Raw genomic sequence first — 18,844 nt, 5'->3', positions numbered from 1 at the left:
TTCACACGATCAGCCTGGTGTGGGCCGATGGCGGCTACGCCGGACGGCTGGTGACCTGGGCGAAGACCGTGCTGTCGATGACCGTGCAGGTCGTCAAGCGGACCGATGACCTCACCGGCTTCCACGTGTTACCGCGCCGCTGGGTCGTCGAACGCACCTTCGCCTGGATCAGCAAGCACCGCCGCTGCGTCCGGGACTACGAGACGCTCCCAGCCCACCACGAAGCCATGATCCACATCTCGATGATCATGACGATGTCCCGTCGCCTCGCTCGGACGGGCGACTGGTGAACTCAGTTTGAAGACGCTCTCTGAGTCATCCCGCGACTCAGGCAACCGTCGCGCGCGCCGAGCGCGGCAGCCATGACCTCACGGTCGCCCGGTTGAGCACCGCCGCCGAGCTCGCCGGCCTGCACCTCGGCATGTTGGACGCCGACGGCACCGAGGTGACGCCGATGACCGCGGACGGGGCGCGGGATCGTGGCGCGCGGCGGTTCCCGGCCCATCTGGACACCCGTCCCGGCGACGTGGACTGGTGGCACGGATCGGAGCGATACAGCCGGGACGAACCGTCGTTCACCTTCGACCGGGACCGGGACCTCCGCGACACCTGGCGCCGATCGGCCGGCACACCGGAGGACCACGTGGTGCCCTGTCCCGGCGACACCCCGGCCGCACGACGGGCGGAGCTACGTCGGTCGGCGCTGCGCCGGGAGGCGGCCGAGCGTGAACGACGGTTCCTCGTCGGCGAATTCCGCACCCTCGCAACGGAGCCGCCCTGCACCTGCCCGCCCGGCTGCGAGTACGCCGAGCCGCTGGGCGAGAACCCGGGCAACGAGGACCTCGGACACGCGCCCGGGCGCCCGTGCCGGTGCGACGTGAGCTGATCCGCTGCTACCGTGGGCCCGTGCGCGGCAGCCTCCTTCTTACCTGCCGCGGCGAGGCCCTCTCCTAGGTCGGCTCCCTCGCCGCGGAGTCCGCGCGTGCCCCGCGCCCGCTGGCCGCACCCCGCAGCTCTGTGCACCCTGCGCGAGCCGCACGCGCCCGAGGAGAGCCCCCCATGAGCGAGACCCACCCGCACGCGCGCAACCCCCAGCAGCCCTCGGCGATGCCGATCGGCAAGTACGCCCCCTTCACCGCCGTGGTGCTGCCCGACCGCACGTGGCCGGCCAGGACGACGACTGTCGCGCCGCGGTGGTGCGCCGTCGACCTGCGCGACGGCAACCAGGCGCTGATCGACCCGATGACCCCCGACCGCAAGCGGCGGATGTTCGAGCTGCTGGTCCGGATGGGTTACAAGGAGATCGAGGTCGGGTTCCCGGCGGCCAGCCAGACCGACTTCGACTTCATCCGCCAGCTCATCGAAGACGACCTGATCCCCGACGACGTCACCGTGCAGGTGCTGACCCAGGCCCGCGACGAGCTGATCGAGCGGACGTATGAGTCCCTGCGCGGTGCGAAGCAGGCGATCGTGCACCTGTACAACTCCACCTCGACCCTGCAGCGGCGGGTGGTCTTCAACTCCGACCGCGCCGGTATCACCGACATCGCCGTCCATGGCGCGCAGCTGGTGCGCAAGCTGGCCGAGCAGATGGTCGGCACCGAGATCCGCTTCGAGTACTCCCCCGAGTCCTTCACCGGCACCGAGCTCGAGTACGCCGTCGAGGTCTGCAACGCCGTCACCGACGTGTGGGAGCCGACCGTCGACCGGCCGACGATCCTGAACCTGCCGGCGACCGTGGAGATGGCCGAGCCGACCGTCTACGCCGACCAGATCGAGTGGATGCACCGCAACCTGGCCCGCCGGGACGCCGTCGTGCTGTCCCTGCACCCGCACAACGACCGGGGCACCGCCGTGGCCGCCGCGGAGTTGGGCCACCGCGCCGGTGCTGACCGGATCGAGGGCTGCCTGTTCGGCAACGGCGAGCGCACCGGCAACGTGGACCTGGTGACCCTGGGGCTGAACCTGTTCAGCCAGGGCATCGACCCGCAGATCGATTTCTCCGACATCGACGAGATCCGCCGCACCGTCGAGCACTGCAACCAACTGGGCGTGCACGAGCGGCACCCCTACGGCGGTGACCTGGTCTACACGGCGTTCTCCGGGTCCCATCAGGACGCGATCAACAAGGGCTTCGCCGCCCTCGAGGCCGACGCCGCCGCCGCCGGGAAGACCGTCGACGAGATTCCATGGGCCGTCCCCTACCTGCCGATCGACCCCAAGGACGTCGGCCGCAGCTACGAGGCCGTCATCCGGGTGAACAGCCAGTCCGGCAAGGGCGGCGTCGCCTACATCATGAAGACCGAAAACCAGCTGGACCTCCCCCGCCGGCTGCAGATCGAGTTCAGCGCCGTCGTCCAGCGGCACACCGAGGACGAGGGCGGCGAGGTGACCGCAGCCCAGATGTGGGATGCCTTCTCCAACGAGTACCTGCCCGACGCCGACGCCCCCTGGGGCCGGCTCTCCCTGTCCGGGCACGAGCACACCGCCTCGGGCACCGGCCTGGACGAGCTGACCGTCGAGCTGGTCGACGCCGGCGTGCCGACCACCGTGCAGGGCCGCGGGAACGGCCCGATCGCGGCGTTCGTCGACGCCCTGCGCAGCGTGGACGTCGACGTCCGGGTCCTCGACTACGCCGAGCACGCGCTGTCCTCCGGGGGCGACGCCCGGGCCGCGGCCTACGTGGAGTGCGCCGTCGGTGAGCGGGTGCTGTGGGGCGTCGGCATCGACGCGAACATCGTCACCGCCTCGCTGCGGGCCGTCGTCTCGGCGGTCAACCGCGCCCAGCGCTGAGGTCGTGCCCCACGCGGTGTTGGGGGTCTCCACGCAGTCGACGGCGCGGAGACCCCCCACACCGCGCGGCGACCTCGCCCGCCGTCGTCCCCACTGACGCACGCCGCCCACAGGTCGACGACTGCGGCGCCGGGCGACGGCGTGACAAGGGAAGGTCGGCGAGTGCCAGCCACCCGACAGCTCGATGACCTCGCATCGTCACTCGTGACCCGCGCTCAGGCGCTGGAACGGGACCGGACCCCCGATGAGCTGCGGGCGCTGCTGAGCTCCGGCCGGTGGACCGCTCTGCGTCGCGGCATCTACGTCGCACGGCCGACCTCGATGAGCAGGCCGACCGCGGTGGCCGTTTCTGGTTGGAGGCGCTGGCGCTCCACCAGCACCTCGACCGGCCGACCGCCGCCTTCAGCCACACCACCGCGGCGCAGATGCTGGGGCTGCAGGTGCCTTCCCGCCAGAGTCCGGAACTCCGGCTCACCGATCCGGCCGGATGGCGCACGGGGCGTGGCTTCCGCATCACCGAGGCAGCCCTGCACCCTTCCGAGGTCGTCGCTCCAGGCCCCGTCCGGCTCACCAACGTCGCTCGCACCCTCGTGGACTGTGCCCGCGAGTGGTCCGCTCTCGACGCCGTCGCCGCCGTCGACGACGCCCTGCTCAAGGGGAGGGTGACCCGCGCCGGTATGCGGGAGGTGATCGCGCGGGCGCCTTTCCGCAGAGGGATGCCGGCGGCCGTCCGGGCGGTCGACCGGGCCGATGGCCGGGCGGAGTCATGGCTGGAGTCGGCCTGGCGGGTCCGGCACCTGGCAGCTGGACTGCCCGCGCCCGTGCTCCAGGTGGAGATCTGGATCGGGGGTCGCCTGGCCAAGGTCGTGGACGGATGGCTGGAGCACTCCGCTCTCGCGTTCGAGCGCGACGGCAAGGTGAAGTACACCGACCCCTACCGCGGTCGCACTCCTGCCGAGGTCCTGTGGGGCGGAGAAACGGGCCGAGGACGCGTTGCGGGCGGTCGGCATCCGCGTCGTCCGGGTGGTCACCGACGACGTGTTCAGCGACTGGCCCGCCCTGGCGGCCCGTACCCGCCGAGAGCTGGCCGCGTCGGTGCCCGCCCTCGGCACGTTCAGGGCCGTTCCGCGGTCGCGCGGCCGGGTCCGTCCGGGCTGAGGTGTCCGCGCGGTGTTGGGGGTCTCCACGCGGTCGACGGCGCGGAGACCCCCACACCGTGCGGCACGGGCTCAGTGCGCGTCGGCGGGCTCGTCGCCGCCCAACTCGGCGGGTTCACCGCCCAGCTCGTCGACCAGCAGCAGGTCGCGGCGGACGTGCCGGCGACGGTGCGCGATCCGGCTCACCATGTGCGCGCTCACCGGGGCGGTGACCAGCTGGAAGGCCGCGACCAGCAGCAGCATCCAGGACGCCGACCAGCCGTGCAGCCGGATGGCGGCCCCCAGCATCACCAGCAGCACGCCCAAAACCTGCGGCTTCGTGCCGGCGTGCATCCGGGAGAGCACGTCGGGGAAGCGCACCAGGCCCAGGCCCGCGGTCAGGCACAGCAACGCGCCCAGCAGCAGGCAGACCGCGGCCACCACGTCGGCCGCCGAGTCGAGGTCGGTCACGCGGCCGGCCCGTCGCCCTCGGAGCGCAGCAGCATCCCGCCCACGTAGCGGGCGATGGACACCGATCCGACGAAGGCCAGCAGCGAGACCACGACCAGCACCGGGACGAGGGTCGGGTCCCGCTCCAGCGCGGCGTAGACGGCCAGCCCGCAGGCGATCACCACCAGCAGCGTGTCGGTGGCGACCACCCGGTCCAGCAGGGAGGGGCCGCGGGCCACCCGGACGAGGGCGAGCAGCGCACCCCCACCGAGCAGCGCGTAGGCCAGCGCAGCCACGACGCTCATGACGACGTCCTCTCCGGTTGGTCGGGCTGGCGGTCCAGGGCGGCGACGTCCGCAGCGGAGCCGAAGGCCCGCACCACCCGGTCCTCGATCGCCAGCACGGCGGCCTTCTGGCGGTCGACGTCGGCCCGGTCGCGCACCGAGAGCAGGTGCAGCGCGATGGTCTGCTGCTCCCGGTCCAGTTCGATGACCAGCGAGCCGGGCACCAGGGTCAGCGTCTCGGAGATGACGGTGAGGAGTAGGTCGGAGTCGGTGCGCAGCTGCACCGCCACGATCGCCCCGCGCCGGTTGCGGTCGGGCCGGACGGTCTCCCAGGCGACCTGGGCGCTGGACACCACCAGGTCGGCCAGGAAGTGGCCGACGAAGCGCACCAGCGGCAACGGGCGCAGCCGGGCGCCGCCGGTCACCGGGGGCAGCGGCAGCAGCGCGGTCACGGCCAGCGCCACCGTCAGCCCGGAGATCAGGTTGGCCCATGACCAGGTACCCCACAGCAGGATCCAGACCAGCACCAGCCAGGCCAGCAGCGGCAACTGGTGCCGCAGCCGGGTGGCGAGCCGCCCCCGGCTCACCGGACCACCTCGTCGCCGAAGACTGCTTCCAGGTACGGCGTGCGGTCGAGCAGGTCACCCGCGGCCCGGTCGGTGAGTCCGTACAGCGGGCCGGCCAGGACGGTGAGCGCCAGGGTGAGCGCCACGAAGACGGCGGTCACCGTCAGCATCACCGCGGGCAGCGGCCGCAGCGCCCGGGTCTTCGCAGCCCGGGGAGCGCCGGACTCCGCGGCGGTGGCCACCGCCGTGTGCCGGCGCCAGGCCGCAGCCCGCGCGGCCCGCCGCCTGGCCGGGGGCTCCGGTGCGCCGGCGGGCTCGTCCGCCCCGGCACCCACCAGCGCCGGCTCGGCGTCCTCCCGGCTGTTCCGCTCACCGGCGTCGGCGGCCGCGGCCCGCGCGGTGTCGTCGGCCGGCTCCTGCGTCGGCGGGCGCCAGAAGGCCCGGGCCCACACCCGGGACATGGCCACCAGCGTCAGCAGGCTGGTCACCACTCCCCCGGCGACCAGCACGTAGGCCACCGCCCCGCCATCGGCGACACCGGCCTGCAGCAGCCCGAGCTTGCCGATGAACCCCGACAGCGGCGGGATGCCGGCCAGGTTCATCGCCGGCACGAAGAACAGCACCGCCAGCAGCGGGGACCGGCGGGCCAGCCCACCCAGCCGGTCGACCGCCGTCGACCCGCCCTGCCGCTCGACCAGGCCCGCCACCAGGAACAGTGTGGTCTGGATGGCGATGTGGTGGGCCACGTAGAAGACCGCCCCGGCCAGTCCGGCCCGGGAGGCCAGCGCGATGCCGAACACCATGTAGCCGATGTGGCTGACCAGGGTGAAGGACAGGATGCGGCGGATGTCGGTCTGCGCGACCGCGCCGAGGATCCCGACGAGCATGGTGGCCAGCGCTGCCCACATGAGCACGTCGTCCAGGGCGCCGCTGGGGAACAGCAGGGTCTGGGTGCGGATGATCGCGTAGATCCCGACCTTGGTGAGCAGCCCGGCGAACACCGCGGTGACCGGCGCGGGCGCGGTCGGGTAGCTGTCGGGCAGCCAGGCCGACAGCGGGAACACCGCGGCCTTGATGCAGAAGGCGATGAGCAGCATCGACTGCAGCAGCAGTTGGGTCCCGCTCGGCAGCTCCCCGAGCCGGACGGCGAGCTGGGCCATGTTCACGGTGCCGGTCGAGGCGTAGACGAGCCCGATCGCGGCCAGGAAGATGAGCGAACTGGTCAGGCTGACGACGATGTAGGTGATACCGGCCCGGATCCGCGGCGCCGTCCCGCCCAGGGTGATCAGCACGTAGCTGGCCATCAGCAGGATCTCGAAGCCGACGTAGAGGTTGAACAGGTCACCGGCCAGGAACGCGTTGCTCACGCCGGCGACCAGCACGAGGAACGTCGGGTGGAAGATCGACAGCGGCGTCTCCTCGTCGCCGTCCGCCGAGCCCTGCCCGACGGCGAAGGCCAGCACGCCCAGCGCCACGGTGGAGGCGACGACCAGCATCAACGCCGAGAGCCGGTCGACCACGAGCACGATGCCCAGTGGCGGCGTCCAGCCACCGACGGCCACCGCGGTGGCGCCCTGCGCGTCGGCCCACAGCAGCAGCACCACGGAGACCGCCACCACCGCGGTGAGCACGACCAGGCTCACCGCCCGCTGGGTGCGCGGATGCCGGCCGACCAGCAGAGCGGCGGCCGCACCGAGCAGCGGCAGCAGCACCGGCAGCGGCGCAAGGGCGCTGGTCACCGCCGACCCGGTCACCGGGGGCCGCCCTGGGTCGACGGGAGCTCGACGTCGTCGGAGGCGATGCCGGCGAACCGCTGGTCCAGCAACCGCTCCACCTGGGCGTCGCTGAGGTCGCGGCCCAGGTGGTCGCCGTGCCCGGCCGGCCGGTCCTCGGGCGCGAGGTCGTCGGGGTCCAGGTCGTCGGCGTCCGTGCGGCGTCCGGCCGCCACCCGGCGGTCCTCCTCGTCGACGCCGACCACCTCCTGACGCACCAGCCGCCAGGAGCGGTAGATGACCGCCAGCAGGAACGCCGAGACGCCGAAGGTGATCACGATGGCGGTCAGGATCAGCGCCTGCGGCAACGGGTCGCTCAGCTCCCCGGGCTCGCCGAGGCCGAGGATCGGGGCCAGCCCGGCGACCCCGCCGGTGGACAGCAGCAGCAGGTTGGTGGCATTGCCCAGCAGCAGGAACCCGAGCAGCACACGGGTGAGGCTGCGGTCGAGCAGCAGGTAGATGCCGGCGGCATAGAGCCCGCCGATGACCACGGGCAGGACGACTGTCGGGGTCATCGCAGGACCACCTCTCCGGGATTCAGGTCGATGGGGTCGCCCTCGTCGTCGGCGCGGTCGAGCTCGGCGCCGAGGCTGCGCAACACGTCGAGCACCAGGCCGACCACGATCAGGTAGACCCCGACGTCGAAGAACAGCGACGTCACCAGCTTCACGTCGCCCAGGACCGGCAGGATCGCCGTCTGCAGCACCTCGGCGCCCACCGCCAGCCCGACCGCGCCGGTGCCGCCGGCGAACAGCAACCCGACGCCCAGCAGCACCCCGGGGTCGACCGGGGCGGCCTCGGCCAGCTCATAGCGGCCGCCGGCCAGGTAGCGCAGCACCAACGCGAGGCCGGCGACCAGGCCACCGGCGAACCCGCCGCCGGGCCCGTTGTGCCCGGAGAAGAGGAGGTACAGGGAGAAGACCACGATGGTGTGGAACAGCACCCGGGTGACCACCTCGAGCACCACCGACCGGCGGTGCGGCGCGAGCGTGGCGCTCGCGGTCAGCCAGCGGCGGCGCGGCGCCCGGGCGGCCGGCTCCGCGCCGGCGCCGGGGTGGTCCGCACCGGCGCGCTGCACAGCGCCGGTGCGCCGGCGCAGGAAGACCAGGCTGGCCACGCCCGTGGCGGCCACCACGAGCAGCGAGATCTCCCCGAGGGTGTCCCAGGCCCGGATGTCGACCAGGGTCACGTTGACGATGTTCTTGCCGCCGCCGAACTCGTAGGCCTCGGCCGGGTAGTCCACCGACACCGGCGTCGCCGTCCGGGAGGCCAGCGCGACCGCACCCACGCCGGCCATCAGCAGCCCCATGGACCCGGCGAGCAGGCCGCGGACCACCCGCTCGCGGGGGCGGTGCCGCTCGGTGATGTCCTTAGGCAGCTTGCGCAGCACCAGCACGAAGGTGACCAGGGTGAGCGTCTCGACGAGGAACTGGGTCAGCGCCAGGTCGGGGGCGCCCTGCAGGGCGAACAGCACCCCCAGGCCGTAGCCGGTCACGCCGACGACGAGGACGGCGGACAGCCGCTGGCGGATCCGGATGGCGAGCCCGGCGGCGATCAGCACGACCACGCCGACCAGCGCCTGGACCGGGGAGTCCCAGGCCCGCCACTCCCCCGGCCACGGTGCCCGGAACACCAGCACCGAGCCCGGCAGCGCGAGCACCACGACCAAAATCGTCCCGAGGTAGGCCGGCAGCGAGCCGCGCTGGGTGGTGCCGGTGGTCAGCACGGCCAGCCGGTCGAGACCCTGCAGCACGTTCCAGTAGCTCTCGTCGGCGGAGACGCGCGACGACAGGCGCTGCTGCAGCGCGAACACCCGGCCGCGGACGGCGAAGAGCGCGGCGCCCCCCAGCAGCGACAGCGCCGACAGACCGAGCGCCGGCTGCACGCCGTGCCAGAGCGCGAGGTGCTCTGCCTCCGGGGCGATCAACGGCAGTGTGTCGGCGTACCCGGCGACGAGGTGGTCCAGCAGCGGACCGGCCGGCCCGGCGACCAGGCCGAGCACGGCGAGAACTGCGGGGGCGGCGAGGAACAGCGAGTCGGGGGCGTGCGCGACCTCCGGACTCGCGGCGGGCAGGCCGGGTTTGCGCGCGAACGCGCCCCACACGAAGCGGGCGCTGTAGGCGACGGTCAGCGCAGACCCGGCGACCAGCCCGGCGAGCACCAGCAGCGCCGCCGTCCGGTCGGGCAGCCCGCCGTTCCACAGGGCGGTGAGCGCCGCCTCCTTGCCGATGAAGCCCAGCAGCGGCGGCAGGCCGGCCATCGAGGCGGCGGCGAGCGTGCCGATGACCGCTACCGCCGGCAACCGCCGGCCCAGGCCGGAGAGCTGCCGCAGGTCACGGACGCCGGTGGCGTGGTCGATCACGCCGACGGTGAGGAAGAGGGTGGACTTGAACAGCGCGTGCGCCACCGTCATGACCAGCCCGGCCGAGGCCAGCTCGCGGCTGCCGGAACCGACCAGCACCATGAGGAAGCCCAGCTGGCTGACCGTGCCGAAGGCCAGCAGCAGCTTGAGGTCGCACTGCCGCAGCGCGCGATAGCCGCCGACGAGCATGGTGGTCAGCCCCAGCCCGAGCACCACCGGCCGCCAGCCCGGGACGTCGGACAGCCCCGGGGCCAACCGGGCCACCAGATAGATGCCGGCCTTCACCATGGCCGCGGCGTGCAGGTAGGCGCTGACCGGGGTCGGCGCCTCCATGGCCGCGGGCAGCCAGAAGTGGAAGGGCACCATCGCCGACTTGGTGATCGCCCCGACCAGGACCAGCAGCGTGCCGACCACCATGGCGGTGCCGTCGCCGGGGTCGGCCACCAGCTCGGAGAGCAGGTGGGTGCCGCTGGCGTCGGAGATGAGGACGAGCCCGACCAGCATCGCCAGGCCGCCGGCGGTGGTGAGCACCAGCGCCTGGCCGGCCGCCCGCCGTCCGGCGAGCCGGTTGCCGGCCCCGCCGATGAGCAGGAAGGAGAAGACGGTGGTCAGCTCCCAGGCCACGTAGAGCAGGAACACGTCGTCGGCCAGGACCAGCAGCAGCATGGAGCCGGCAAAGGCGGTGAGGCAGGCGGCGAACCGGCCGGTGCCCTCCTCGTCCGGCGCGAAGTACCGGGCGCAGTAGACGAGCACCAGCGCGCCGACGCCGGTCACCAGCGCGGCCAGGGTGAGCGCGAGCGCGTCGAGCCGGAGGGCCACGTCCAGGCCCAGCACGGGCACCCAGGACGTCGTCTCGCGCACGTCGTCGCCGCCGGTCACGGCGCCCAGCTGGGCGAGCACCCACCCGCAGGCGGCCGCCGGCACCAGTGCCAGCCCGAGGAACGCCTGCCGCCCCCACCAGCGCACGAGCAGCGGCGCACCGAGGGCGGCCAGCAGGTGGAGGACGAGCAGGAAGGTCACGGAGCTCCGGGGGTCGTCGGTTCGGCGGCTCGGGGAGGTGTGCCGTTCAGACTACCCGGCATATTCGAATTGTTCGATCTATGCTGCCGCGGTGCACCGTTCCCACACCGAGCACACGGTCCAGTCCACACCCGGGGACGCCGCCACGCTGGCCGAGGTCGCAGCGCTGCGGCCCGCCGGCGGCCCGTGGCAGCTCAGTGGCCCGGTGGGTGAGCCGGTCGTGCTGCCGGAGGCGCTGGTGGAGGTGCTCACCGTGGCCGCCGCCGGCCTGGCCGACGGCGGCGCGGTCACCCTCAGCCGGCACGAGCAGACGGTGACCACCCAGGAGGCGGCGGACCTCCTGGGGGTCAGCCGCCCGACCCTGGTCCGGCTGCTGGACGCGGGAGTGCTGCCCTTCGACCAGCCGGCCCGGCACCGCCGGCTGCTGCTGCGCGACGTGCTCGCCTTCCAGGCCAGCCGGCACCACGACGACCGCCCGGCCTGACGGGGCCCCGCGGACAAAGTGGCCACTTTGGCCACCGCGGGGGCTCGAGCCCCCGCTCAGCCCTCCGCGACCTCTGCGGCGGCCAGCCAGTCGGTCTCGACCTGCTCCTTCTCCGCCTGCACCGCCTTGAGCTGGGCGTCGAGCTCGGCGGTCCGGGCGTAATCGGTCGCGGCCGCCGCCAGCTGCTCGTGCAGCTTCTTCTCGTCCGCGTCCAGCTTGAGCATCCGGCGCTCCAGCCGGGAGGCCTCCTTGCGGGCGGCCCGGGCATCGGCCGCCGAGGCCACCGGCGCTGGAGCGACGCCGCCGGAGGACCCACCGGTGGCCGTGGTGAGCGGGGCACCACCGGCGGCCCGACGGTCCAGGTACTCCTCGACCCCGCCGGGCAATGCGGCGAGGGAGCCGTCGCCGAGCAGCGCCACCACCGAGTCGCAGACCCGGTCGACGAAGTACCGGTCGTGGCTGACGACCAGCACCGTGCCGGGAAAGCTGTCGAGCAGGTCCTCCAGCGCGGTCAGCGTGTCGATGTCCAGGTCGTTGGTGGGCTCGTCGAGCAGCAGTACGTTCGGCTCGGCCATCAGCAGCCGGAGCAGCTGCAGCCGCCGCCGTTCGCCACCCGACAGGTCCCCGACCGGCGTCCACTGCCGGTTGGCGGCGAACCCGAAGCGCTCGGCCAGCGTGGAGGCGGAGATCTCCTGGTTGCCGATCCGGGCGATCCGGGCCACGTCCTGCACGGCCTCCAGCACCCGGGCGCGCGGCGGCAGCTCGGTGACGTGCTGGGACAGGTAGGCAGGCGCGACCGTCTGGCCGACGACGACCGTTCCGTCGTCCGGCCGGTTCTCCCCGACCAGCAGCTTGAGCAGCGAGGTCTTCCCTGCGCCGTTCACCCCGACGATGCCGATCCGGTCGCCCGGCCCGACGTGCCAGGTCAGGTCCTTGAACAGGATCCGCGGGCCGTCCTCGGTCTGTACGGCGTAGTCGACGTCCTCGACGTCGTAGACGGTCTTGCCCAGCCGCCGGGCGGCGAAGCCGGCCAGCGCCATGGTGTCCCGGGCCGGCGGCTCGTCGGCGATCAGCGCCTGCGCGGCCTCGATCCGGAACTTCGGCTTGCTCGTGCGGGCCGGCGGGCCGCGGCGCAGCCAGGCGAGCTCCTTGCGGACCAGGTTGAGCCGGCGGTCCTCGGTGACCGAGGCGATGCGCGCCCGCTCGGCGCGGGCCAGCGTGTAGGCGGAGTAGCCACCGTCGTAGGAGTGCACGCTGCCGTCGGCGACCTCCCACGTGGTGGTGCAGACCTCGTCGAGGAACCACCGGTCGTGGGTGACGACGACGAGGCCGCCCGCCCGCTGCCGCACGTACTCCGCGAGCCAGGCCACCCCTTCGACATCCAGGTGGTTGGTCGGCTCGTCGAGTACCAGCAGGTCCAGCGGGCGGATCAGCTGCGCGGCCAGCGCCACGCGGCGGCGCTCGCCACCGGACATCGGCGCCACCGGGGAGTCCAGCCCGAGGCGGTCCAGCTCCAGCCCGCTGAGCACCGACCGGACGGCGGCGTCGCCGGCCCACTCGTGCTCGGCGGCGAACCGGGAGACCGGCAGGACGACGTCGCGCACCGTCGTCCCCTCGGGGAGGGTGCCGGACTGGTCGAGGACGCCCATCGCCAGGTCGCCGCGGCGGGTGACCCGGCCGGAGTCGGGCTCCTGGGCGCCGGTCAGCACGCCGAGCAGGGTCGACTTCCCGCCGCCGTTGCGGCCGACGACGCCGATGCGTTCACCGGCGGCCACGCCGAGGGAGACGTCGTCCAGGATCACGGTGGTGCCGTGCGCCTTGTGCACCCGTTCGATGTTGACCAGGTTCAAGGGTGCGCTCATAGGTCTCCAGCATCCCAGGCCGCCGCAGCGTCGGTCACGCCAGCCGGGTGAGCGACCCGCCGCATGCAGGGCTTGCCCTCCGGCGCCGCAGCCAGCACGGTCAGCCGTGTGGACGACGACCAGCTGTGGGCGCACGTGGTGGACGAGCGGCGCGACCTGCTGGAGTTGCTCCAGGAGCTGCCCGCGCCGGAGTGGGATGCGGCGTCGCTGTGCACCGGCTGGCGGGTCCGCGATGTGGTCGGCCACCTGACGATGGCCACCGACACCCCGCTCAGCACGGCGGTGGTGGGGATGGTCCGGGCCGGCTTCGACGTCGACCGCTTCCTGCAACGTTCGGGGGTGCGTCGGGGGTCGGCACCGCTGACCACACTGCTGGCCGGGTGGCACTCCGCGGTGACGAGCCGGCGTACGCCCCCGGGTGGGACACCGGGGCAGATGCTGGTCGAGGCGGTCAGCCACCACCAGGACGTCCGCCGACCACTGGACCGGCCGCGACCCACGCCCCCGGATCGGCTGCGGTGCGCGCTGGACACCGCCGTCGTGCTCGGTGGCCCGTTCGGCAGCCGCCAGCGGGCCGCCGGTCTGCGTCTGGTGGCAACGGACCTGGACTGGACGCACGGGGAGCCCGGCGACCCGGAGGTCCGCGGAGCCGGCGACGCGCTGCTGCTGGGCCTGCTCGGCCGCGGCACCGCGCTGCCGGACCTCAGCGGGCCTGGACTCGACCGCTGGAACTGACGTGGAAGACATCGGGGGTGCGCCGGCTTACAGTGGTCAGTAGTTGAGCACTCAACCGAAATGAGACACCATGCCCGCCGTGACCGTCGAGGACACCACCACCCTGCCGCGGGTCCCGTTGTCGGCCCCCCGCACCGTCCGCCGGCGGGTCCGGTCGGTGACCACCGCACCGGCCGGCTTCGAGGGCGACGGCTTCCCGGTGCGCCGCGCCTTTGCCGGGGTGGACCTGCGCGACCTGGACCCGTTCCTGCACATGGACCAGATGGGTGAGGTCGAGTACGCCCCCGGTGAGCCCAAGGGCACCTCCTGGCACCCGCACCGCGGCTTCGAGACCGTCACCTACATCATCGACGGCACCTTCGAGCACGCCGACAGCCACGGCGGCGGCGGGACGATCAGCAACGGCGACACACAATGGATGACCGCCGGCGGCGGCGTGCTGCACATCGAGGCGCCACCGGAGTCCCTCGTCATCAGCGGTGGGCTGTTCCACGGCCTGCAGCTGTGGGTGAACCTGCCCAAGGCGCAGAAGTGGGTCGAGCCCCGCTACCAGGACCTGCGCGCCGACCGGTCGTTGCTGCTCGCCAGCCCGGACGGCGGCGCGTTCCTGCGGGTCATCGCCGGGGACGTCGGCGGCCACCGCGGCCCCGGGACGACGTACACCCCGATGGCCATGGTGCACGCGACGATCGCCCCCGGCGCCACCCTCGACCTCCCCTGGGACCCGGGCTTCAATGCACTGGTCTACGTGCTGTCCGGCAACGGCTCCGTGGGCATCGACGGCGCCCCGGTGACCACCGGCCAACTCGCCGTCCTCGGTCCCGGTGACACCGTGACCGTCCGCGGCGCCACCCACCAGGACTCCCGGACGCCGTCGCTGGACGTCGTCGTGCTCGGGGGGCGGCCGATCCGTGAGCCGATCGCCATGTACGGGCCGTTCGTGATGAACACCCGGCAGGAGGTTCTGGACGCGTTCACCGACCACAGCGCCGGCCGGCTGGGCACGATCCCGGCCCAGCACGTCGCCCACGCCGGGGTGCGGGGCGAGACCGGCCAGGCAGACGGCACCGTCGCCGTCCCGGTGGAGTAGGGCTGACGAGATCGCCGACTTCGCCAGCTCGTGGGCCGAGCACGAGCGGTTCGGCGAGGTCGCCGGGTTCGGCGAGGGCGAGCGGCTCGACGTCCCCCCGCTGCCACCCCCGCCGCTCAAGCCCCGCGGCCGCGAGCGCTGACCCCCGTCTCGGCGGCGGAAGCCCGGCTGGGGGGAGTTCGCCCGTCCACATCGGCGCCCGGACGGGACGATCGCCGGGCCGGACGGCGTTGCGAGGACCATGACCACTCCGTCCCCGGCTCCCCTTGACCCGCGACTGCTCGACTTCGTCGCCGGACAGCGCTGGGGGGTGCTCGCCACGCTCAAGCGGGACGGCCGACCCCAGCTGTCCAACGTCGGCTATGCGTTCGACGCCGCCGCCCCGCTGGTGCGGATCTCGGTGACCGCCGACCGGGCCAAGACCCGCAACCTGGCCACCGACCCGCGGGCCAGCCTGCACGTCACCTCCCCGGACTTCTGGAGCTACGTCGTGGTGGAGGGCACCGCGGAGCTCACGCCGCCGACCGCCGACCCCGACGACGCCACCGCCGACGAACTGGTCGAGTACTACCGCGCGGTCTCCGGCGAGCATCCGGACTGGCGGGAGTACCGGACGGCGATGGTCGCCGAGCGCCGGCTGGTCGTGCGGCTGCGCCCGGACCACGTGTATGGGCAGCTCAGCGGCTGATCTGCCGGGGCCGGGCTCGTCGCCTCCAGGTCAGCTGTGCGCCGCAGGCTCCTGCATCACCGAGAATGCCGCGCCCCACGGGTCGGTGACCACGGCGAACCGGCCGAACTCGGTGTCCATCGCCGGCATGGTCACCGCGCCCCCGCCGGCCACCACGGTCTCGAGGGCGGCGTCGGTGGAGGCGACCGAGAAGCAGGTCGCCCAGCCCGCCGGGGCGCCGCCGGTCAGGCCGCCGAGCCCGCCCATCGGTCGCTCGCCGGTGGCGAAGGTCGTGTAGCCCCCGGTGCCGGGCACCTCCTCGAAGGTGAAGCCGAAGACCGCGCCGTAGAACTCCCGCGCAGCGGCCGGGTCGGCGACCGCGGCCTCGTTCCAGACCAGCGCACCGGGCTCGCCGTAGACGTGCACGCCGGTGTTCAGACCGCCCTGCCACAGCCCGAAGGGGTTCCCCTGCGGGTCGAGCGCGATCGCCATGCGCCCCATCGGGCCCACGTCCATCGGCGGGAAGACCACGGTGCCGCCCGCCTCGGTGATACGCGCGGCCACCGCGTCGGCGTCGTCGGCAGCGAAGTACGTCGTCCAGCGGGGCGGGTCGGCGGTGTCCTGTTGTGGGCCCAGTCTGGCGGCGTCGCGGCCGCCGACCTGGCAGGTCAGGTAGCCGCCGAACTCCGGCTGGCCGCCGGTGTAGGTCCAGCCCAGGACGGCGGTGTAGAAGGCCTGCGCGGCCGGCACGTCGGGCGCGCCCAGGTCGACCCAGCACGGTGTGCCGTTGGGCCAGGCGGTGTCTCGTGTGGGCATGGTCTCTCCTCTGTTTCGGGAGGGAACCATCCCACCGGCCACCGACAGTTCCAGCGCCTCCCACCAGGGCGTCTGCCGGTCGCCGCGGTGGGTATGGGGTCCCGCACCGACCGCACCCACCGAGGAGCCGCCCCGTGCCCGATCCCGTCCGCGTGCCCGCCGCCGACCTCCCGCCCGGCGCCGTGCGCCGCGCCGGGGACTGGGCGGTCGGCAACGCCGACGGCCGCCTGTTCGCCGTCTCCCGGCGCTGCCGGCACCAACTCGCCGACCTCTCCGCGGGCAGCATCGACGCCGACGGGTGCCTGGTGTGCCCCTGGCACCAGAGCCGCTACGACGTCGACACCGGCGACATGGTCAGCGGGCCGCGCGGCCTCCTCGGCTACCACGGCCCCGCACCGGTCTACGCCCAGCTGGTCCGGGTCCTCGGCCGGGTCGTGCCGCTGCGGGTACGTCGGGCCCTGCGCCGGGGAGAGGAAGTCGTCGTCCTCGACTGATCGGCTCCTTCCTTGGCCTCCCCGAGCGTCGGCCCCGTCCAGGGCGTCCCCGAGCCTGCGAGGGGACCCAGGACGGGGTCCTTCTACAGGACGGGGTCCTTCTTCAGTGGAACTCGATCGGCTGGTCGACGCCGCCGATGAGACCCGCGTCGTCCTCGCGTGCGGAGCCGGTGGCCGCAACCGACACCCCCTGCGTGGCGGCGACCTCCTCGGCGGACTTCGGCTGCAGCACACCCGCCTCGATCTGCTCGGCCCAGTGGCAGCTGACCAGGTGGCCGGGCGCGAGCTCCCGCAGAGCCGGCGCCTCGTCGTCGCAACGGGTCTCCTGCCGCCAGGGGCACCGGGTGTGGAACCGGCAGCCCGACGGCGGGTTCGCCGGGGAGGGCAGGTCACCGGCGAGCAGGATCCGCTCCCGGGAGTCCTCGACCACCGGGTCCGGCACCGGGACGGCGCTCATCAGCGAGCGGGTGTAGGGGTGCAGCGGCTGCTCGTAGAGCGCGTCGGCCGGCGCCTGCTCCACCAGTGACCCCAGGTACATGACCCCGACGACGTCGCTGATGTGGCGTACCACCGCCAGGTCGTGCGCGATGACCAGGTAGGTGAGGCCGAGTCGCTGCTGCAGCTCCTCGAGCAGGTTGAGCACCTGGGCCTGCACCGAGACGTCGAGGGCGGACACCGGCTCGTCGGCGATGAGCAGGTCGGGCTCGACGGTGATCGCCCGGGCGATGCCGATCCGCTGCCGCTGACCGCCGGAGAACTCGTGCGGATAGCGGCGCAGCGAGGCCGCGGGCAGCCCAACGGCGTCGAGCAGCTCGCGGAGCCGCCGGGCAATGGCCGCCTTGTCACCGCCCAGGCCGTGGGCGTGCAGCGGCTCGGCGAGCAGGGACTCGACGTCCTGCCGCGGGTCCAGCGACCCGAGCGGGTCCTGGAAGACCATCTGCATGCGGCGGCGCATGTGCCGCATCGCGGCGGGCTTCAGTGCGGCCACGTCGGTGCCGTCGAAGAGGACCTTGCCGGCGGTCGGCTCGGTCAGGCGCAGAATCGCGCGGCCGAGCGTCGACTTGCCGCACCCGGACTCCCCCACCAGCCCGTAGGTCGTGCCCGCGTCGATGGACAGGTCGACGCCGTCCACCGCCCGGACGTGGCCGACGGTGCGGTCGATGAACAGCCCGCGCTTGATCGGGAAGTGCACCTTGAGGCCCTCGACCTGCAGCAGCGGCTGGCCAGCGGTGGTCATCGGTCGGCTCCGGAGGTGGTCGGCGAGCCGGCGACGGGAGCCGTCGCCAGCGGGTGGCGGCAGCGCAGCTCGCGCCCGGGGCCGTCGTCCTCCAGTGGCACGGTGGTGCCGGCCACCTCGGTGAGGCAGTCGTCCTGGCCGGAGTCGCAGCGCGGGGCGAAGGCGCAGCCCTGCGCCCACGGGATGGCGTCCCGGGCCGATCCGCGGATCGGTGTGAGCGCGGTGCCGCGGGGGGTGTCCAACCGCGGGACCGACGCGAGCAGGCCCCCGGTGTAGGGATGCCGGGGCCGGGCGAACAGGTCGCGCCGCTCAGCGGTCTCGATGATCTTGCCGGCGTACATGACGTGCACCCGGTCGCACAGCCCGGCGACAACGCCCAGGTCGTGGGTGATCATCACCAGCGCCGTCCCGGAGCCCTGCACGAGCTCGCGCAGCAGCTCCAGGATCTGCGCCTGGATGGTGACGTCGAGGGCCGTCGTCGGTTCGTCGGCGATCAGCAGCCGCGGCGAGCAGGCCAGCGACATGGCGATCAGCGCCCGCTGCCGCATGCCGCCGGAGAGCTGGTGCGGGTACTCCCCGAGGCGGCGGCGGGGGTCCGGGATGCCCACCCGGTCCAGCAGGTCGGCCGCCTCCTCGGTGGCCTCCTTGCCGTTCATGCCCCGGTGCTGGCGCAGCACCTCGGTGACTTGGACGCCGATGGTCACGGTCGGGTTGAGCGAGGAGAGGGGGTCCTGGAAGACCATGGCCATGTCGGCGCCGCGCAGCTTGCGCAGCGTCCGGTCGCCGGCACCGACCAGCTCCTGGCCGTCGAGCCGTACCGAGCCGCCGACCTGCACGCCGCGGCCGGGCAGCAGACCCATGACCGCCAGCGAGGTCACCGACTTCCCACAGCCGGACTCGCCCACCAGGCCGATCGTCTCCCCCGGCGCCACCGAGAAGCTGACGCCGTCGACGGCCTGGGTGCCGGCCTCACCGCGGCGGGTGAAGCGCACCGAGAGCTCCTCGACCTCCAGCACCGGGGCCTGCCCGGCCAGCGCGGTGCGGATGCCGGCGCTGAACGCGGTGCTCACTGATCA

The 18,844-nt window shown here is 73.4% G+C and carries 19 protein-coding genes; 9 read left to right on the top strand and 10 right to left on the bottom strand.

Going from position 1 to position 18,844, the window contains the following annotated elements:
- The 4 genes from BLW04_RS17085 to BLW04_RS26840 all read left to right on the top strand — a co-directional run.
- Positions 1-290 (top strand): transposase (locus BLW04_RS17085; protein ID WP_139306878.1); only part of this gene is annotated, 290 nt, incomplete at its 5' end.
- A gap of 92 nt (positions 291-382) precedes the next feature.
- The gene (locus BLW04_RS17080) at positions 383-886 is read left to right on the top strand and encodes a hypothetical protein (RefSeq protein WP_091543864.1); all 504 of its coding nucleotides are present in this window, start codon (positions 383-385) and stop codon (positions 884-886) included.
- 173 nt (positions 887-1,059) lie between these two features.
- The gene (gene leuA / locus BLW04_RS17075; protein WP_091543861.1) at positions 1,060-2,793 is read left to right on the top strand and encodes a 2-isopropylmalate synthase; all 1,734 of its coding nucleotides are present in this window, start codon (positions 1,060-1,062) and stop codon (positions 2,791-2,793) included.
- A gap of 993 nt (positions 2,794-3,786) precedes the next feature.
- Complete coding sequence (locus BLW04_RS26840) at positions 3,787-3,951, top strand: hypothetical protein (RefSeq protein ID WP_175484104.1); 165 nt, start codon at positions 3,787-3,789, stop codon at positions 3,949-3,951.
- A 71-nt stretch (positions 3,952-4,022) separates the two neighbouring features.
- On the opposite strand, the gene mnhG is transcribed toward BLW04_RS26840, so the two are convergent.
- Genes mnhG through BLW04_RS17045 form a run of 6 tightly spaced genes read right to left on the bottom strand, consistent with a single transcriptional unit; the run spans position 4,023 to position 10,383 of the window.
- Positions 4,023-4,400 carry a monovalent cation/H(+) antiporter subunit G gene (gene mnhG / locus BLW04_RS17070; RefSeq protein ID WP_091543856.1) on the bottom strand — a complete coding sequence of 126 codons (378 nt, stop codon included), beginning with the start codon at positions 4,398-4,400 and terminating at the stop codon, positions 4,023-4,025.
- Positions 4,397-4,684 (bottom strand): monovalent cation/H+ antiporter complex subunit F, encoded by a 288-nt coding sequence (locus BLW04_RS17065; RefSeq protein WP_091543849.1) that lies wholly within the window; start codon positions 4,682-4,684, stop codon positions 4,397-4,399. The genes mnhG and BLW04_RS17065 overlap by 4 nt, the downstream gene beginning before the upstream one ends.
- Positions 4,681-5,250 (bottom strand): Na+/H+ antiporter subunit E, encoded by a 570-nt coding sequence (locus BLW04_RS17060; protein WP_091543846.1) that lies wholly within the window; start codon positions 5,248-5,250, stop codon positions 4,681-4,683. Before BLW04_RS17060 ends, BLW04_RS17065 begins: the two co-directional genes overlap by 4 nt.
- Positions 5,247-6,968 carry a Na+/H+ antiporter subunit D gene (locus BLW04_RS17055; RefSeq protein WP_091543887.1) on the bottom strand — a complete coding sequence of 574 codons (1,722 nt, stop codon included), beginning with the start codon at positions 6,966-6,968 and terminating at the stop codon, positions 5,247-5,249. The genes BLW04_RS17060 and BLW04_RS17055 overlap by 4 nt, the downstream gene beginning before the upstream one ends.
- 11 nt (positions 6,969-6,979) lie before the next feature.
- Positions 6,980-7,516, bottom strand: a complete 537-nt coding sequence (locus tag BLW04_RS17050) for a Na(+)/H(+) antiporter subunit C (protein ID WP_091543841.1) — start codon at positions 7,514-7,516, stop codon at positions 6,980-6,982.
- Positions 7,513-10,383, bottom strand: coding sequence for a Na+/H+ antiporter subunit A (locus BLW04_RS17045; protein WP_091543838.1), 2,871 nt, complete (start codon positions 10,381-10,383; stop codon positions 7,513-7,515). The genes BLW04_RS17050 and BLW04_RS17045 overlap by 4 nt, the downstream gene beginning before the upstream one ends.
- 91 nt (positions 10,384-10,474) lie before the next feature.
- Here BLW04_RS17045 and BLW04_RS17040 point away from each other — a divergent pair, with 91 nt between their 5' ends.
- Entirely contained in the window at positions 10,475-10,867 is a 393-nt protein-coding gene (locus BLW04_RS17040; protein WP_091543835.1) for a helix-turn-helix domain-containing protein, read from the top strand.
- Positions 10,868-10,923: 56 nt separating this feature from the next.
- On the opposite strand, the gene BLW04_RS17035 is transcribed toward BLW04_RS17040, so the two are convergent.
- On the bottom strand, positions 10,924-12,729 hold the full coding sequence (locus BLW04_RS17035) for an ABC-F family ATP-binding cassette domain-containing protein (RefSeq protein ID WP_091543832.1): 1,806 nt from the start codon (positions 12,727-12,729) through the stop codon (positions 10,924-10,926).
- A gap of 108 nt (positions 12,730-12,837) precedes the next feature.
- Between BLW04_RS17035 and BLW04_RS17030 the strand changes: the two genes are divergently transcribed.
- From BLW04_RS17030 to BLW04_RS17020, 3 genes are all read left to right on the top strand, one after another.
- Complete coding sequence (locus tag BLW04_RS17030) at positions 12,838-13,464, top strand: maleylpyruvate isomerase family mycothiol-dependent enzyme (protein WP_175484103.1); 627 nt, start codon at positions 12,838-12,840, stop codon at positions 13,462-13,464.
- A gap of 70 nt (positions 13,465-13,534) precedes the next feature.
- Positions 13,535-14,554 carry a pirin family protein gene (locus BLW04_RS17025; RefSeq protein WP_091543824.1) on the top strand — a complete coding sequence of 340 codons (1,020 nt, stop codon included), beginning with the start codon at positions 13,535-13,537 and terminating at the stop codon, positions 14,552-14,554.
- A 241-nt stretch (positions 14,555-14,795) separates the two neighbouring features.
- Positions 14,796-15,242, top strand: a complete 447-nt coding sequence (locus BLW04_RS17020; protein ID WP_091543820.1) for a PPOX class F420-dependent oxidoreductase — start codon at positions 14,796-14,798, stop codon at positions 15,240-15,242.
- A 30-nt stretch (positions 15,243-15,272) separates the two neighbouring features.
- On the opposite strand, the gene BLW04_RS17015 is transcribed toward BLW04_RS17020, so the two are convergent.
- The gene (locus BLW04_RS17015; RefSeq protein WP_091543818.1) at positions 15,273-16,037 is read right to left on the bottom strand and encodes a VOC family protein; all 765 of its coding nucleotides are present in this window, start codon (positions 16,035-16,037) and stop codon (positions 15,273-15,275) included.
- A gap of 134 nt (positions 16,038-16,171) precedes the next feature.
- Here BLW04_RS17015 and BLW04_RS17010 point away from each other — a divergent pair, with 134 nt between their 5' ends.
- The gene (locus tag BLW04_RS17010; RefSeq protein ID WP_091543815.1) at positions 16,172-16,531 is read left to right on the top strand and encodes a Rieske (2Fe-2S) protein; all 360 of its coding nucleotides are present in this window, start codon (positions 16,172-16,174) and stop codon (positions 16,529-16,531) included.
- A gap of 103 nt (positions 16,532-16,634) precedes the next feature.
- On the opposite strand, the gene BLW04_RS17005 is transcribed toward BLW04_RS17010, so the two are convergent.
- Both BLW04_RS17005 and BLW04_RS17000 read right to left on the bottom strand, forming a co-directional pair.
- On the bottom strand, positions 16,635-17,768 hold the full coding sequence (locus tag BLW04_RS17005) for an ABC transporter ATP-binding protein (protein WP_091543812.1): 1,134 nt from the start codon (positions 17,766-17,768) through the stop codon (positions 16,635-16,637).
- Positions 17,765-18,838 (bottom strand): ABC transporter ATP-binding protein, encoded by a 1,074-nt coding sequence (locus BLW04_RS17000; RefSeq protein ID WP_254781714.1) that lies wholly within the window; start codon positions 18,836-18,838, stop codon positions 17,765-17,767. The genes BLW04_RS17005 and BLW04_RS17000 overlap by 4 nt, the downstream gene beginning before the upstream one ends.
- Positions 18,839-18,844 lie beyond the last annotated feature (6 nt).

This window comes from Modestobacter sp. DSM 44400 (genome assembly GCF_900107175.1).
Lineage (GTDB): Bacteria > Actinomycetota > Actinomycetes > Mycobacteriales > Geodermatophilaceae > Modestobacter.
Note: the sequence above shows the minus strand (reverse complement) of the source record. Positions and strands in the feature narration are given on the sequence as shown.